This is a genomic window from Exiguobacterium sp. s35 (assembly GCF_018617535.1).
GTDB classification, from domain to species: domain Bacteria; phylum Bacillota; class Bacilli; order Exiguobacteriales; family Exiguobacteriaceae; genus Exiguobacterium; species Exiguobacterium aestuarii.
In genome coordinates, this window is record NZ_JACSKI010000006.1 from 1 (window position 1) to 16,556 (window position 16,556).

A 16,556-nucleotide genomic window follows, 5' to 3' on the forward strand; every position below is an offset into this window, starting at 1 on the left:
TAGTTGGGGGATCTCCCCCTGTGAGGATAGGACGTTGCCAGGCAACAACGCAGAGGACGACCGAGCATAACGCTCGGTCGTTTTTTTGTATCGATTAGCGGTGCTCTTTATAGAGGGCATCGCTTTTCGTTTGCCTTTTTTTAAATCAATGATAAAATATAGTCAAAAGTCAAAGATGGTCAGAGGGTGGTGGAGATGAGAAATATTTCGGATGTCATTGAACAGTATTTGAAGCAAGTGTTGAAGGAAAGTCAGGCAAATGCGATCGAGATTAAACGTCAAGACATCGCGCAACGATTCGAATGTGTTCCATCCCAAATCAATTATGTCATCAACACACGTTTCACCGTCGAAAAAGGATATTTAGTAGAAAGTAAACGTGGCGGTGGCGGGTATATTCGAATCCGACGCGTCATTTTACACGAAAAACAAGACGTTCTTTCAAGTTTAATGGATGTCATTCATAATCACCCACGCCTAAATGAACAACTCGTTGAAAATGTGCTCGTTCGATTAGTGGAAGAACAAATGATGGACGAGCAAGAAGCACAGTTGATCTATCATCTCTTATCAGATGAAGCGTTAAACTTACAGGTTGATGATCGCTTTTTTATTCGACGTCAACAATTACTCGCACTGATGAAAGTACTTCGTTATCGTAATGGGGGATAAGTCGTATGTTATGCGAACGCTGTAAACAACGACCTGCTGTCAATGAAGTCGTTGTGATGGAACAAGATGTACCCGTAAAAAAACGATTATGTCGGCAATGTACGGTAGAACTCATGACGGGTTATGTACCGGTCGTGAAGCGGTGTCCGACTTGCCAGATGACACGCCAAGACTTATTGCGTGTACGAAAAGCAGGATGCGCAACATGTTATACCGTATTTCGGGATGAGTTGATCAAGATTACTCGTCAATATCAACAAGGGCACGATCATCACATTGGATCGATCCCCGACCATTTGCGCACGCCTCATGAACGGATTGAAGAACGGCTCGAAAAGTTGGCAGGGGAGTTGACCCGCGCTGTCGAACAAGAAGATTATGAACGGGCAGCACGCATTCAAAAAGAAATGAAGCAATTAGAAGGGCAGGGAGATGTATAATGGAAACTTTCCTAACACATCCACTTGGTCCAAAAATGAAAGAGCGTGCCAAACTCGATGACTTGGTCGTTTCTACGAGAATTCGACTGGCACGTAACGTCAAAGACACGGTATTCTCTCCCGTACTTTCTAAAGAAGGCGAACGACAACTTTGTGATCGTCTCGAAGGGCGTCTACGTGGGTTAAAGGGATTTGAATATCTTCATATGCGTGATTATGATGAAGTAACACGACAGGCATTGATGGAGAAACACTTGATTAGCCCGGCTGTTGCAACAAATGAAGAGAGTGCGGTCTTCTTAAGTGAAGATGAGACAATCAGCGTGTTGATTAATGAAGAAGACCATCTACGCATTCAAACGTTGCTTCCAGGATATCAAGTGAAAGAAGCGTTTGAGTTAGCGAAGCAAGTAGACGCATTATGCGCAGAATCCCTCTCTTACGCGTTTGATGAGCAATTAGGATATTTGACGACATGTCCAAGCAATATCGGAACAGGACTCAGGGCCTCGGTCATGTTACACTTGCCGGGACTCACCTTAACGGGACGGATTAGTCCGATTTTGCGAGAGCTTCGAAAGCTCGGTTATACGATTCGAGGTCGTTACGGTGAAGGGAGCGATGCTGCCGGACGCTTGTTCCAATTGTCGAATCAACGGACATTAGGAAGTCATGAATCACAATTACTTGCCGACTTCATGGAAGTGACAGAACAAGTGATTCAAGCAGAACGCCATGCGCGTGAAGAACTCGTTGCGAATCGTCAGGAGGAATTAGAAGATCGATTTTATCGGTCATACGGTATTTTAAGATATGCTAAACTACTTTCTTCTACTGAGGCGATCGAAAGATTATCTGATTTACATTTGGCGAGTGACCTAGGGATTTTATCTGATTGGAGTCCACCGAAGTTCCATGAACTCATCGTTCGACTACAATCAGGTTTTCTACAAAAGCATTTCGGGAAAACATTATCTACACAAGAACGGGATCGAGAGCGAGCAACCCTCGTTCGTCGAACGTTAGATCAAGGCTTAGTTTGATCCAACTATAAGGAGGTTTTGTCAATGATGTTTGGACGTTTTACAGAACGAGCACAGCGCGTATTAGCTTTAGCACAAGAGGAAGCAGTACGTCTTGGCCATCATAATATTGGTACAGAACATATTTTATTAGGATTGGTTCGTGAAGGAGAAGGAATCGCTGCAAAAGCGCTCTTCGCTCTCGGATTGACTTCTGAAAAAATTCAACAAGAAGTAGAATCATTAATCGGGCGCGGTTCTGAGAATGGATCAACAATTCATTACACACCACGTGCGAAAAAGGTCATTGAACTCTCGATGGATGAGGCACGAAAATTAGGACATTCATACGTTGGAACGGAACACATCCTTCTTGGATTGATTCGTGAAGGCGAAGGTGTCGCAGCTCGTGTTCTCAATAACCTTGGAATCAGCTTAACGAAAGCTCGTCAACAAGTGTTGCAGCTTCTCGGTAACACGGAGTCTTCTTCAAACGCCTCGCAACCAGGCGCAAGTGCTGCAACCCCAACACTTGATGGTTTGGCACGTGACTTGACACAACAAGCGCGTGAGTCACGATTAGACCCGGTCATCGGACGAGCAGGTGAGATTCAACGTGTCATTGAAGTCTTATCTCGTCGTACGAAAAACAACCCGGTTCTTATTGGGGAACCAGGTGTCGGGAAAACAGCTGTAGTTGAAGGCCTCGCCCAACAAATCATCAACAACGAAGTACCTGAAACACTTCGCAATAAACGAGTGATGGTACTCGACATGGGTACACTCGTAGCGGGGACAAAATATCGTGGCGAATTCGAAGATCGTTTGAAGAAGGTCATGGACGAAATTCGTCAGGCTGGAAATGTTATTCTCTTCATCGATGAGTTGCACACATTGATTGGTGCGGGTGGTGCAGAAGGTGCGATTGATGCGTCGAACATCCTTAAACCTTCATTGGCCCGTGGTGAGCTTCAATGTATTGGAGCGACAACGCTCGATGAGTACCGGAAATATATCGAGAAAGATGCTGCGCTTGAACGACGCTTCCAACCGATTCAGGTAAATGAGCCGACAACAGAAGAAGCTGAGCAAATTCTTTTCGGTTTACGTGATCGCTATGAGGCCCACCACCGTGTAACCATCACGGACACAGCGATTCATGAGGCAGTCGTTCTGTCTGACCGTTATATCTCAGATCGTTTCTTGCCAGATAAAGCGATTGATCTCGTTGATGAGGCAGCATCAAAAGTACGACTTCGCTCATTCACCGCGCCACCGAACTTAAAAGAATTGGAGTCGCGTCTCGAGTCGATTCGTAAAGAAAAAGACTCAGCTGTTCAAAGCCAAGAGTTTGAAAAAGCAGCATCTCTCCGTGACACGGAACAGAAGTTACGTGATGAGTTGGAAGAGTTAAAAACGGAGTGGCAGAACAAGCAAGGCAATGAAAAGCTTGAAGTGACGAAAGAAGATATCGCTCAAGTTGTCGCAAACTGGACAGGTGTACCGGTCACGAAAATTGCGGAAGAAGAGACAGACCGTCTCCTAAAACTCGAATCAATCCTTCACAACCGTGTCATTGGTCAAGACGATGCCGTGAAGTCGATCTCTCGCGCCATCCGTCGGGCTCGTGCCGGCTTGAAAGATCCAAAACGTCCAATCGGTTCATTCATCTTCCTCGGACCTACTGGAGTCGGGAAAACCGAACTCGCTCGTGCGGTTGCAGAAGCGATGTTTGGTGATGAGGACGCGATTATTCGAATTGACATGTCGGAGTACATGGAGAAACATGCGACGAGCCGTCTCGTTGGTTCGCCTCCTGGATATGTCGGTTACGAAGAAGGCGGTCAGTTAACAGAGAAAGTACGCCGGAAACCATACTCGGTCATTCTTCTCGATGAGATTGAAAAAGCGCACCCTGAAGTGTTCAATATTTTACTTCAAGTGCTTGATGATGGTCGTTTGACGGACTCGAAAGGCCGCACGGTCGACTTCCGAAACACGGTCATCATCATGACATCAAACGTCGGGGCCGCAGCGCTTCAACGTAATAAGTATGTTGGATTCACAGTCGAAGATGATGTGAAACGTGAGTATACAGAAATGAAGGATAAAGTACTCGAGGAATTGAAAAAGGCGTTCCGACCTGAGTTCTTGAACCGGATTGACGAAATCACGGTCTTCCATTCACTTCAAAAAGAGCACATTCAAGAAATCATTAAACTTATGGCAGAGACACTTAAAAAACGTCTCGCCGAACAAGGTGTTGATTTCAGCTTGACGGATGCGGCGCTCGACAAGATTGCCGAAGTCGGCTACGATCCGGAATACGGGGCTCGCCCTCTCCGTCGTGCCCTTCAACGAGAGGTGGAAGATCGCCTCTCAGAAGCAATGCTTGGCGGTACCATTGCCAAAGGTAGTAAAGTTGCGCTCGACGTACAAGATGGAGAGTTTGTCGTTCGTAACGAAGGTGTGGTTCAGTAAATCATTTAGCTCCCTCGTCGTTCATGAGGGAGCTTTTTTTAGACAGGAAGGAAACTTATGGCCAAAATTAAAACGAAATACGTCTGCCAATCGTGTGGATATGAATCAGCCAAATGGATGGGGCGCTGTCCAGGTTGTAATGAATGGAATACGCTCGTCGAGGAGTTTGTCGAGGAGAAGAAAGCGAAACGGGGTGCAGCTTTTGTGCACAGTTCATCCCGACAATTGAAGCCGGAGCGACTAGCGAACGTCGTCTCGCAAGAAGAGACGCGTGTGCACACAAATAGTCGTGAGTTTGACCGGGTGCTCGGTGGAGGGATTGTTCCGGGTTCCCTTGTCTTAGTCGGGGGTGACCCAGGAATCGGGAAGTCGACGATTCTACTACAAGTCAGTGCACATTTAGCCCACAGCGGTAAGAAAGTACTGTATATCTCAGGTGAGGAATCACTCAAACAGACGAAACTGCGGGCGGAGCGTCTCGGGTTGCCGACCGAAGACTTGTTTGTGCTCGCCGAGACAGATATGTTGATGATTGAACGGGTCATCGATGAGGAACAACCAGGATTCGTCATCATCGACTCGATTCAGACGGTATATATGGATGAGATTCAATCTGCGCCAGGAAGTGTGTCGCAAGTTCGAGAATGTACGGCAGCCCTCATGAAGATTGCGAAGACGCGAGGGATTGCTGTCTTCATCGTCGGTCACGTGACGAAACAAGGATCGATTGCGGGGCCACGGCTACTCGAGCACATGGTTGATGCGGTACTTTACTTTGAAGGGGAGCGTCATCATACATTCCGTATTTTACGAGCAGTGAAAAACCGTTTTGGTTCAACGAACGAGATTGGAATTTTCGAGATGAAAGAGAGTGGGCTAGAAGAAGTGCTCAACCCGTCCGAAATCTTCCTAGAAGAACGAACCGCCGGTGTGTCGGGGTCTACGGTCGTCGCTTCGATGGAAGGGACAAGGACGGTACTCGTTGAACTACAGGCTCTCATCTCCCCGACATCATTCGGGAATCCGAGACGTATGGCGACGGGGATCGACCAAAACCGGGTCGCGCTTCTGATGGCTGTCCTTGAGAAACGTTCAGGCTTGTTGCTTCAAACACAAGATGCCTATTTGAAAGCAGCGGGTGGCGTCAAGTTAGATGAGCCTGCGATTGACCTCGCGATTTGTGTCTCGATTGCCTCGAGTTTCCGCGATCGCCCGACCCGTCCGACGGATGTCTGCATCGGTGAAGTCGGGTTGACCGGAGAAGTGCGACGCGTATCGCGGATTGAACAACGTGTCGCCGAAGCCGCAAAACTAGGATTCACACGTGCCATCATTCCGAAAAACAATATGGGTGGATGGACGGCTCCGGCAGGAATTGAAGTGGTCGGCGTCGGAACGGTAGACGAAGCATTGCAGTTGGCGATCCCGTTTTAACGGGTCGCCAATGGCAGTTTTTAACGCTTTGTAACGAACGTGATTGAAAAAATCATGTTACAATGTAAGTGTTATTTTTTGAAATTTTATTTCATATAGAAGGAGGTGGAATGAGTGAAGATTGCAGTACGAATCGGATTTATTTTGATTGGTCTCGTCGTAGGTTGGTTTGGAATTATCGAAGCGACGCTATTATTAGGAGACTTCGGCATGAATGTGCCGGAATGGTTAACGATTCCATACGTAGCAAGTTTGATTGGTGGACTTATCTTCTTCATTCTTAGTTTATTCTTAACCGATGGTGTTGTTGCATTTATTCGTTTTGTCGAAGAACGGCTCGTCCGTTTACCGGTAGGAGATATTTTATTCGGTTCGATTGGCCTCATTATTGGGCTCTTGATTGCCTTTTTAATCAGTGTGTCGCTCGAAGTCACGAACATTTTCTTATTGAGTAAAATCGTCCCGATTTTTGTCACGGCGCTGTTTGGTTACTTCGGATTCGCGGTCGGATATCGGAAGCGTAACGAATGGATCAAGCTATTTGTGAAGAGCGAGCGGGAGAAGCCGGCGGCTGAACCGGTTCAGCGTTCAAATGATAAAATCTTAGATACGAGCGTGATTATCGATGGACGAATCGCCGATATCGCCACGACTGGATTTGTGGAAGGAACGTTGATTGTTCCGCAGTTCGTCATCGGAGAACTCCAATATATCGCGGACTCGTCGGATACATTAAAACGAAACCGTGGTCGTCGTGGGCTTGATATTTTAAAGGAACTTCAAGAGAATAAGCGAATCCAAGTTGAAATTTATGATGGGGATTTTGAAGACGTACCAGAAGTCGACATCAAACTAATCAAATTGGCAGAGCTTAAAAATGGGATTGTCGTCACGAACGACTATAACTTAAACAAAGTATGTGAAGTTCGAAATGTCCCGGTCTTGAATATTAATGACTTAGCGAATGCCGTTAAACAAATCGTCATCCCAGGCGAAGAGATGGTCGTGACGGTCATTAAAGAAGGAAAAGAGCAAAATCAAGGCGTTGCCTATCTCGAAGACGGAACGATGGTCGTCGTAGAAGGTGGACGTAAGTTGATCTCGAAGACGCTTCCTGTCGTCGTGACGAGTGTGTTACAGACGTCTGCAGGCCGCATGATTTTTGCCCGTCCTGAATAACGAACAAAAAAGAGACGCGTGAGCGCTCTCTTTTTTCACGAAGAGAGGTGTTTAGCATAGTATCTTATACAGTTGTGATCCCGGCTGCGGGAAGAGGGAAACGAATGGGGGCGGATGCGAATAAACTGATGTTGTCGCTCCGTGATAAACCCATCATCGTATGGACGCTACAAGCGTTCGATACCGATCCGTGGTGTGAACGAATCGTTCTAGCGATTCGTCCAGAGGAACGTGAATGGTTTGAAGCGATAACGACACAGGTTGAAACACCGATTACATACGTAACAGGTGGGGAAGAACGACAACAAAGTGTTTACGCAGGACTCAAGGTGGTTGCACCCGATACGATTGTGATGATTCATGATGGTGCCCGTCCATTTGTAAAGCGCGAACAGCTACATCAAGTGGCAGAAGCGGCCTTACAAGGTGGCGCCATTCTAGCGGTACCCGTCAAGGACACGGTCAAACAAGTCGAACGTCATCAAATCGAACGAACCGTGCCCCGTGAAAATTTATGGTTGGCGCAAACGCCGCAAGCCTTTCAGATCGATGCCATTTTAGCGGCTCATGAACGGGCGATCGAACAACAGATGATGGGAACGGATGATGCGAGCTTATTCGAATGGATTGGTGAGACTGTACAAGTCGTCCTTGGGGACTACCATAATATTAAGATGACAACGCCAGAAGACTTATTGTTTGGTGATGCGATTTTAGCGAAGGAGGACTTACAATGAGAATTGGTCAAGGATTTGATGTACACGCATTTGCGGAAGGGCGTCCGCTAATTTTAGGAGGAATCGAGATTCCGCACGAACGTGGTCTGCTCGGTCATTCAGATGCAGACGTATTACTCCATACGATTGCCGATGCGGCACTCGGTGCGATTGCGGCAGGTGATATCGGGAAGCATTTCCCGGATACGGACCCTGAATTTAAAGATGCAGATTCGAAAGTATTGCTTCGCCACGTGTGGCAACTTGTGAAAAACGAAGGGTATGTCCTTGGAAATGTGGATGCGACCGTCATGGCGCAACGTCCGAAGTTACGTCCTTATATTGATGAGATGCGGGCGGTCATTGCCGATCTTCTCGAAGCGGATATCGAACAGGTGAACGTGAAGGCGACGACGACAGAGAAACTTGGCTTTACGGGGCGTGAAGAAGGAATCGCGGCACAAGCGGTCATCTTACTCAACCGAGCTTGACAGAAATGGTATACTATTTGGGCAGAAGAGAAGAAAGGTGGAACTATTATGAGTGAAGTGCGTGTACGCTATGCGCCTAGTCCGACGGGGCATCTCCACATCGGGAATGCGCGGACTGCGTTGTTTAACTACTTATTTGCTCGTCATGCAGGCGGGAAATTGATTCTTCGAATTGAAGACACGGACCAAAAACGAAATGTGTTGAACGGTGTCGAGAGTCAAATGAAGTATTTGGAGTGGCTCGGAATCGATTGGGATGAAGGTCCGGGTCGTGACGGAGATTACGGTCCATATTACCAAATGGAACGTCTTTCACTTTATGAGAAATACGTCAACGAATTGATGAGCAAAGGTCTCGCTTACAAATGCTACATGACGTCAGAGGAGCTCGAAGCAGAGCGTGAAGCACAAATTGCGCGCGGCGAGGCACCACGTTATTCTGGTGCACACCGCAATCTGACTGTCGAAGAACGTGAAGCGTTTGAAGCAGAAGGTCGCAAGCCGTCGATTCGCATCCGTGTGCCGGAAGGCGTAACGTATAAGTGGACAGATGTCGTTAAAGGCGACGTCTCATTCGAATCGAAAGACTTTGGTGATTGGGTCATCGTGAAACAAGATGGCATTCCAACATACAACTTCGCGGTTGTCGTCGATGACCACTTGATGAAAATCAGCCACGTCTTGCGTGGAGACGATCACATTGCGAACACACCAAAGCAGATGATGGTATATGACGCACTTGGATGGGAATATCCTGAGTTCGGTCATATGACGCTTATTTATAACGATCAACATAAGAAACTATCAAAACGTGACGAATCAATCATTCAGTTTATCGAACAATATGCTGACCTCGGTTACTTGCCGGCAGCGCTCTTCAACTTCATTTCCCTTCTTGGCTGGTCGCCGGTTGGAGAAGAAGAAATCTTCTCAAAAGAAGAGTTTATTCAAATGTTTGATGCGAACCGTTTATCGAAGAGTCCAGCGGTATTTGACCAACAAAAACTTTCTTGGATCAACAGTGTATACATGAAGAAGGCCACGCTTGACGAAGTAGTGGCACTCAGTTTACCATTCTTACAAGAAGCAGGACGATTACCCGAGGCGGTATCTGTGGAAGAAGCAGATTGGGCAACAAACTTGATCGCATTGTATAAAGAACAAATGACGCACGGGGCAGAGATTGTCGCGTTGACAGACTTGTTCTTCAAAGATGAAATCGAGTATGACGAGGAAGCGAATGCTGTTCTTTCAGGAGAAACGGTTCCGGCTGTCCTTGCAGAGTTCAAACAACAGCTCGAAGGAATCGAAGACTTCACACCAGAAGCGATTAAAGCGGCGACGAAAGCGACGCAAAAAGCAACTGGTCAAAAAGGGAAGAACTTGTTCATGCCAATCCGTGTCGCAACGACAGGACAAACACATGGACCAGAGCTCCCGAACGCAATTTCGTTAATCGGAAAAGAGCGTGTCTTAAAGCGTCTGACAACTTTATTAGCATAAAGGCATCGATGAGGAAAGTAAGCGGTATGGCACTTTGCAGAGACTAGAACCTAGGCTGGGAGTTCTAGATGTGTCCCCCGAAGAAGTGCACCTCTGAGCCGTCTCGGCGATATGTAGTCGAGGCCGCGACTCGGCGTTAACGAGACTTGAGAGGGGAACACTTTTCCCAAACAGAGTGGAACCGCGCTTACGGCGTCTCTGTGCCTTGGCACAGGGGCGTCTTTGTTTTTTGTATAAGAAAAGGAGATATCAATTATGGGATTTTGGAGCAGTGTACGCGAGGATTTGCGGACTGTCCTGGAACTCGATCCTGCCGCTCGTTCAAAAGTAGAGGTGGCACTGACGTATCCAGGTCTACACGCCATATGGGCACATCGTATCGCACACGGATTATGGAGACGTAACGTGAAGTTGGTGGCCAAGTTGTTAGCCCAGTTCAGTCGTTGGGTAACCGGGATTGAAATTCATCCGGGAGCAGTACTCGGTGATCGCGTGTTCATCGATCACGGTTTTGGTGTCGTCATCGGTGAGACGGCGATTATCGGGAATGATGTGACGATTTATCAAGGCGTCACACTCGGAGGAACAGGGAAAGAAAAAGGGAAGCGTCATCCGACCATCGGGAGTGACGTGCTCATCTCGGCAGGGGCGAAGGTACTCGGAAACATTACGGTTGGCGATTGCGTCAAAATCGGAGCGAGCTCTGTCGTCTTGAACGATGTGCCGTCTGATTCGACCGTAGTCGGAATTCCGGGTCGTGTCGTCATTCGAAATGGGAAGCGTGTGAAGCAACATGACCTCGATCATCGTTTCCCAGACCCAGACCGTGAGTGTCAAGAACGCTTAGAAGCGGCAGTGGATGAACTACAACAAAAATTAGAGGCGCTTGAAAAGCGGATGGAGGAGAAGACACATGATTCAGCTGTACAACAGTCTCACGAATAAAAAAGAACCGTTTGTCCCGATTGTTCCGGGGAAAGTATCGATGTATGTTTGTGGACCGACCGTCTACAACTATATTCATGTCGGGAACGCCCGACCAGCCATCGCTTTCGATACGGTGCGTCGTTATCTGACATATCGTGGGTACGAGGTGAAATACGTTTTGAACTTCACGGACGTAGACGACAAAATCATTCGCACCGCCAACGAGTTGGGGGAAGACACGGAGACGTTGACGAACCGTTACATTGAAGCTTATTTGGCTGATACGGGAGCATTGAACGTACAACCGGCAGACGTACACCCACGTGTGACGGATACAATGGAAGAAATCATCGAGTTCATTCGTCAGTTAGAGACAGAAGGGTTCGCTTATGAATCAGAAGGCGATGTATATTTCCGGACGAAGAAGTTTGAAACGTACGGGAAATTAAGTCAACAGTCCATCGAAGATTTACGTGCTGGCTCGCGCGTCGATGTCGGAGAAAAGAAAGAAGACCCGCTCGATTTCGTCTTATGGAAAGCCGCTAAACCAGACGAGCCTTCATGGGATAGTCCATGGGGTAAAGGACGACCAGGCTGGCATATCGAATGCTCGGCGATGGCGAAAAAGCATCTCGGCGCAACGATTGACATTCATGCGGGCGGTCATGACTTGAAATTCCCACACCACGAGAATGAGATTGCCCAGTCAGAAGCGTGTAACCATGCGAAGTTTGCCAACTACTGGTTGCATAACGGATTCATCAACATTGAAAACGAGAAGATGTCTAAATCGCTTGGCAACTTCCTACTCGTCCACGAGGCATTGAAAGAAGTCGACCCGATGGTCCTTCGTTTCTTCATGTTGTCGGTCCATTATCGTCATCCGATCAACTACAGCCGTGAATTGATTGAACAGGCGGCAAACGGTTGGAGTCGAATCAAAGAAGCGTATCAAAATATCGAATACCGCTTGTCTGTCACAGCTGGACTTGGTGAACCGAGTGAGTCGATGGAGCGGAAACTTGAAGCAATCAAGACGTCGTTTATCGAATCGATGGATGATGATATCAATACAGCAAATGCCGTGACTGTTCTCTTTGACTTAGCACGGGAAGCGAATATTTATGCCAAGGCGGATCACGTGGCAAAAACGACACTCGAACAAGTTCTCTCGTTATTCGACGAATTGACAGGTGTGCTCGGATTGACGCTCGCTGAAGAGAAAGAATTGCTCGATGCCGAGATTGATCAATTGATTCAAGAACGAAACGACGCACGCGCGGCACGTAACTTTGCCCGCGCTGACGAGATTCGTGATTTACTGAAAGAACAAAACATCCAACTCGAAGACACGGCCCAAGGGGTTCGGTGGAAACGGTTATGATGCAACCGAAACAAATGAATGCTCTCGCGCTCGCCTATATGGGTGACGTGGTGTATGAATTGGCCGTACGAGAAAGACTGCTCGAGCAAGGGTTGACGCGCCCGAACGATTTGCATCGAGGGGCAGTCCGTTACGTGAACGCGCGGGCGCAAGCGAGCGTCGTGACCCATTGGCTTGAGACGGACGTGTTGACAGAAGAAGAGCAAGCCGTCGTCAGACGGGGTAAGAATGCGAAGTCAGGCTCGATTCCGAAGCGGGTCGACGTCCATACGTATCGTTACTCTACGGCATTTGAGGCATTGATTGGCTATATCTATTTAACAGAAAGAAGGGATCGTCTTGAAGAACTCATCAAACAAGCGTTCGAACGACTCGAAACCGAGTCGACCGAAACGACATGACGAAAAACGGGGCGCGGAAAAACGAAAGTTTGACCGTCCGCGTGGGGAACGACCAGAACGTTCACGCCATCAGAAGGCGGAACGACCGGACTATAAGGAAGTAGACGTGATGGAGGAAGGAATCGATTTTCTTTACGGTCGAAACCCTGTACTCGAAGCACTTCGAAGCGGTCGCGACATGAACAAAGTGTTTGTTATGGAAGGGCAACAAAAAGGACCGCTCGCTCAAATCATCTCGATGGCGAATGAAGCATCCGTCCAAGTGTCATTCGTACCGAAAACAAAACTCGAGAAGATGGCTGGTAGTGAACATCACCAAGGTGTTGTAGCGGCCGTCGCGGCTTATGAGTATAAAACAATCGAGGACATGTTCGCGCTCGCCGCTTCAAAAGAGGAGACACCGCTCTTTATTTTGTTAGATGAACTCGAAGACCCACACAACCTCGGTTCGATTTTACGGACCGCGGATGCTGTCGGGGCACATGGGATCATTATTCCGAAACGCCGTTCCGTCGGTTTGACTCAGACGGTCGCCAAAGCGTCGACTGGCGCGATTGAACATATCCCGGTTGCGCGCGTGACGAATTTGACGCGGACACTCGAAGAGTTGAAAGAAAAAGGATTATGGGTCGTTGGGACCGATGCGAAAGAGAGTCAGGATTATCGTCGATTGGATGGGAATATGCCACTTGTCGTGGTCATCGGGAGTGAAGGCAAGGGAATGAGCCGACTCGTGCGTGAATCATGCGACTTCCTCGTTCACTTACCAATGGTTGGTCATGTCACGTCACTGAATGCATCTGTTGCAGCGGCACTCCTTCTGTATGAAGTGCATCGCTCACGTCACCCGTTAGCATGAGTATCCAAAAACGCGAGCTCCTTCTTGTCGACGGATATAACATCATCGGGGCGTGGCCGCACTTAAGAAGTTTGCGCGATATGGATTTTGACCAAGCGCGCAATTTGTTAATTGAAGCGATGGCGGAATATCAGGCCGTATCTGGGAAAGAAGTCACCATCGTCTTCGATGCCCATATGCGATACGGGCGTGAATCGAAAGAAAAACGAAGTCGTGTCGATGTCGTTTACACAAAAGAAAATGAAACGGCAGACGAATGGATCGAGCGGCGGGCGCACGAACTGGTGGATAACCGACTCGTCACATTATTCGTCGCGACGAACGACTTCACCGAGCAGTGGGTCATTTTTGGCCAAGGTGCCTTACGTGTCCCCGCGACCGAATTATTAAAAGATTGGAAGCATGCCAAAACACTGATTGAGCAACAACGCCTCTCGTTAGAGAAGGAACAATCGAATCGAAAAACGATTGATATCCCTCCGCATATTCAAGAGCGATTTGAAGAAATGCGACGTCGTAAATCAAAAGGTGACTGAAATCACGGACGAGTTCATGAAATGGACTCGTCTTTGTTTCGATTTTGACATTTTTTTGCAAAGGAATGTTGTATACTATTACATATATGAGTTACACAGTATTTAATTGACGGAATTTTTAGAAATTTGTTTGACGCATAGGAGTAGGGAGTCCTATAATGGGACACAACCTTACATAGTTCAGGATCAATCGCCGGGGGGTAACGAGCATGAACGGATGGCCGTACGAACAGTTTGAAAAAATGTCAGACGAAGAGTTGGTCTTATTGGCGCGCAACGAAGGGGATAGCGACGCGCTCGAGTTTTTGATTGAACGATACCGGTATTTTGTTCGAGCAAAAGCCCGCTCTTATTTCTTGATTGGTGCAGATCATGAGGACATCGTCCAAGAGGGCATGATCGGTCTCTATAAAGGGGTGCGGGACTATAAAGACGAGCGACTCGCCTCGTTCAAAAGTTTTGCCGAGATGTGCATCACACGTCAGATGATTACAGCAATCAAGACGGCGACACGTCAAAAACATATTCCGCTCAACTCATATGTGTCACTCGATAAACCGATTTTTGATGAGGAATCTGATCGGACGTTGCTCGATGTCATTTTGCCACCACATCCGACGGACCCGCAGGAACTGATCGTGACTCAAGAAGAACAGACATTTATGGAAGCGAAGATGGATGAGATTTTAAGTGATCTCGAGCGGAAGGTGTTGCGTCTTTATTTAGACGGACGTTCTTACCAAGAGATTTCAGACGACCTCGACCGTCATGTCAAATCGATTGATAATGCGTTACAGCGCGTGAAGAAGAAGTTTGAACGCCATGTCGACGTCCGAATGCTCACGAGCTAACCGATGATTGACCGCGTGCCTCCTATGTGATACTTTAAAAGCAGCGCCTTGTCCGTAGACGCCATTTACAGGAGGCGTTTTTTTTTCGCTCTTTTTTAAGAGGGATTAGTCGAAAGGGGCGCTTATGAATGGCAAAGAAAGTAAGTCTCGCTTGCTCAGAATGCGGGTCTCGGGAGTATTCGACGACAAAAAAAGATGGTGTGTCGACACGGCTTGAAATGAAAAAGTTTTGTCGCCGCTGTAACGCGCATACGATGCATCGAGAATCAAAGTAACGTAGATTGGCATTCAATGTAGGAGGAAGCTACCATGAACTTTTTGCGCGACGTATGGAAAGAGTTGAAAAAAACGAGTTGGCCAACTCGTAAAGAACTCACGAAATATACCGTTACCGTCATCGCGACCGTTGTCGTGATTGGCCTGTTCGTGTTCGGCGTAGATACTGGAGTCAGCTATCTCGTCAATTTATTGATTAACTAAGGAAGAGGTGAAAGCCGTGGAGAAACAGTGGTTTGTTGTCCAGACGTACTCAGGTTTTGAGAATAACGTCAAAGAAAACCTAGAACGTCGAATCGGTTCGATGAACATGGAAGATAAAATTTTCCGCGTCCTCGTCCCGACTGAAACGACGCAAGAAGAAGTCACATTAAAGAGTGGCGAAAAGAAAATTAAAGAGCGTGAAGTCAAAAGTTTCCCGGGCTACGTGTTCGTAGAGATGGTCATGACTGACGATTCATGGTATGTTGTCCGCAACACGCCTAACGTCACCGGCTTCCTCGGTTCAACGGGTGGCGGAGCAAAACCAATCCCGCTTCAACCGGACGAAGTGACAAACGTCTTGTCACAAATGGGTCTCATCGAGAAGAAAGATCGTTACAACTACGAGCTCGGTGACCTTGTCCGCGTGAAAGAAGGCGCGTTCGAGAACTTTGAAGGTACAATCGATGAGATTGAAGCTGACAAAGAGAAGCTCAAAGTCGTGGTCGACATGTTCGGTCGTGAAACAAAAATTGAGCTTGATTTCGAACAAGTTCAGAAAATTAACTAAACCCACTTGCTAATCCGTGAAACGGATGGTACAATCGAAAATGTTTGATGTTGTGCTATATTTCGGTACAAACTCGACCTAATAGATTGAGTGGGAGGGCGCACAACGTCCAAGAAACCACATTTTAGACTTAAGGAGGTGTGTCTCGTGGCGAAAAAAGTTTCTAAACTCGTTAAACTTCAAATCCCAGCTGGTAAAGCTAACCCAGCACCACCAGTAGGTCCAGCACTTGGTCAAGCAGGTGTTAACATCATGGGATTCTGTAAAGAGTTCAACGCTCGTACACAAGACCAAGCCGGATTGATTATTCCTGTAGTCATCACGGTATACGAAGATCGTTCGTTTACATTCATTACGAAAACTCCACCAGCTGCAGTTCTTTTGAAGAAAGCTGCTGGTATCGAGAGTGGTTCTGGTGAACCAAACCGTAAGAAAGTAGCAACGGTTAAGCGTGACAAAGTTCGCGAAATCGCTGAACTTAAAATGCCTGACCTTAACGCATCATCTGTAGAAACAGCGATGCTTATGGTTGAAGGTACTGCACGTAGTATGGGTATTGTAATCGAAGACTAATTGTTAGTCTCTGGGGTTGTCGGTGAATACTGCTCACCT

The 16,556-nt window shown here is 47.4% G+C and carries 19 protein-coding genes and 1 other annotated feature; all 19 genes read left to right on the forward strand.

Annotated elements, in window-relative coordinates:
• Positions 1–195 precede the first annotated feature (195 nt).
• A complete protein-coding gene (locus KNO75_RS14045) occupies positions 196–672 on the forward strand; it encodes a CtsR family transcriptional regulator (protein ID WP_214791026.1) in 477 nt (158 codons plus the stop codon).
• Between the two features lie 5 nt (positions 673–677).
• Positions 678–1,112 (forward strand): UvrB/UvrC motif-containing protein, encoded by a 435-nt coding sequence (locus KNO75_RS14050; protein WP_214796624.1) that lies wholly within the window; start codon positions 678–680, stop codon positions 1,110–1,112.
• Positions 1,112–2,155, forward strand: a complete 1,044-nt coding sequence (locus KNO75_RS14055; protein WP_214796626.1) for a protein arginine kinase — start codon at positions 1,112–1,114, stop codon at positions 2,153–2,155. Before KNO75_RS14050 ends, KNO75_RS14055 begins: the two co-directional genes overlap by 1 nt.
• A 24-nt stretch (positions 2,156–2,179) precedes the next feature.
• Positions 2,180–4,615: an ATP-dependent Clp protease ATP-binding subunit gene (gene clpC / locus KNO75_RS14060; RefSeq protein WP_214791038.1), complete on the forward strand. Its 2,436-nt coding sequence runs from the start codon at positions 2,180–2,182 to the stop codon at positions 4,613–4,615.
• Between the two features lie 57 nt (positions 4,616–4,672).
• Positions 4,673–6,049 carry a DNA repair protein RadA gene (radA, locus tag KNO75_RS14065; protein WP_074032385.1) on the forward strand — a complete coding sequence of 459 codons (1,377 nt, stop codon included), beginning with the start codon at positions 4,673–4,675 and terminating at the stop codon, positions 6,047–6,049.
• 114 nt (positions 6,050–6,163) lie between these two features.
• Positions 6,164–7,228, forward strand: coding sequence for a PIN/TRAM domain-containing protein (locus KNO75_RS14070; protein WP_214791040.1), 1,065 nt, complete (start codon positions 6,164–6,166; stop codon positions 7,226–7,228).
• A gap of 56 nt (positions 7,229–7,284) precedes the next feature.
• Positions 7,285–7,965, forward strand: a complete 681-nt coding sequence (gene ispD / locus KNO75_RS14075) for a 2-C-methyl-D-erythritol 4-phosphate cytidylyltransferase (protein ID WP_214822429.1) — start codon at positions 7,285–7,287, stop codon at positions 7,963–7,965.
• Positions 7,962–8,435, forward strand: a complete 474-nt coding sequence (ispF, locus tag KNO75_RS14080; protein ID WP_214822427.1) for a 2-C-methyl-D-erythritol 2,4-cyclodiphosphate synthase — start codon at positions 7,962–7,964, stop codon at positions 8,433–8,435. The genes ispD and ispF overlap by 4 nt, the downstream gene beginning before the upstream one ends.
• 45 nt (positions 8,436–8,480) lie before the next feature.
• Positions 8,481–9,938, forward strand: coding sequence for a glutamate--tRNA ligase (gene gltX / locus KNO75_RS14085; protein WP_214796646.1), 1,458 nt, complete (start codon positions 8,481–8,483; stop codon positions 9,936–9,938).
• Positions 9,935–10,141, forward strand: a binding site (T-box leader). Its footprint overlaps the gene before it by 4 nt.
• Before the next feature lie 52 nt (positions 10,142–10,193).
• Positions 10,194–10,883: a serine O-acetyltransferase gene (cysE, locus tag KNO75_RS14090; RefSeq protein WP_214796628.1), complete on the forward strand. Its 690-nt coding sequence runs from the start codon at positions 10,194–10,196 to the stop codon at positions 10,881–10,883.
• Entirely contained in the window at positions 10,852–12,249 is a 1,398-nt protein-coding gene (gene cysS, locus KNO75_RS14095; RefSeq protein WP_214796630.1) for a cysteine--tRNA ligase, read from the forward strand. Before cysE ends, cysS begins: the two co-directional genes overlap by 32 nt.
• Positions 12,246–12,650 carry a Mini-ribonuclease 3 gene (locus KNO75_RS14100; RefSeq protein ID WP_214796632.1) on the forward strand — a complete coding sequence of 135 codons (405 nt, stop codon included), beginning with the start codon at positions 12,246–12,248 and terminating at the stop codon, positions 12,648–12,650. Before cysS ends, KNO75_RS14100 begins: the two co-directional genes overlap by 4 nt.
• 109 nt (positions 12,651–12,759) lie before the next feature.
• Positions 12,760–13,509 (forward strand): 23S rRNA (guanosine(2251)-2'-O)-methyltransferase RlmB, encoded by a 750-nt coding sequence (gene rlmB / locus KNO75_RS14105; protein ID WP_214791111.1) that lies wholly within the window; start codon positions 12,760–12,762, stop codon positions 13,507–13,509.
• A complete protein-coding gene (locus tag KNO75_RS14110) occupies positions 13,506–14,045 on the forward strand; it encodes an NYN domain-containing protein (RefSeq protein WP_214791058.1) in 540 nt (179 codons plus the stop codon). The genes rlmB and KNO75_RS14110 overlap by 4 nt, the downstream gene beginning before the upstream one ends.
• A 209-nt stretch (positions 14,046–14,254) precedes the next feature.
• Positions 14,255–14,896 (forward strand): RNA polymerase sporulation sigma factor SigH, encoded by a 642-nt coding sequence (sigH, locus tag KNO75_RS14115; RefSeq protein ID WP_031421852.1) that lies wholly within the window; start codon positions 14,255–14,257, stop codon positions 14,894–14,896.
• Between the two features lie 128 nt (positions 14,897–15,024).
• Positions 15,025–15,171: a 50S ribosomal protein L33 gene (gene rpmG / locus KNO75_RS14120; protein ID WP_026824819.1), complete on the forward strand. Its 147-nt coding sequence runs from the start codon at positions 15,025–15,027 to the stop codon at positions 15,169–15,171.
• 34 nt (positions 15,172–15,205) lie between these two features.
• Positions 15,206–15,376, forward strand: a complete 171-nt coding sequence (secE, locus tag KNO75_RS14125; RefSeq protein WP_074032412.1) for a preprotein translocase subunit SecE — start codon at positions 15,206–15,208, stop codon at positions 15,374–15,376.
• Between the two features lie 16 nt (positions 15,377–15,392).
• The gene (gene nusG, locus KNO75_RS14130) at positions 15,393–15,944 is read left to right on the forward strand and encodes a transcription termination/antitermination protein NusG (RefSeq protein ID WP_012727691.1); all 552 of its coding nucleotides are present in this window, start codon (positions 15,393–15,395) and stop codon (positions 15,942–15,944) included.
• Between the two features lie 147 nt (positions 15,945–16,091).
• Complete coding sequence (rplK, locus tag KNO75_RS14135; RefSeq protein WP_012727690.1) at positions 16,092–16,517, forward strand: 50S ribosomal protein L11; 426 nt, start codon at positions 16,092–16,094, stop codon at positions 16,515–16,517.
• Positions 16,518–16,556 lie beyond the last annotated feature (39 nt).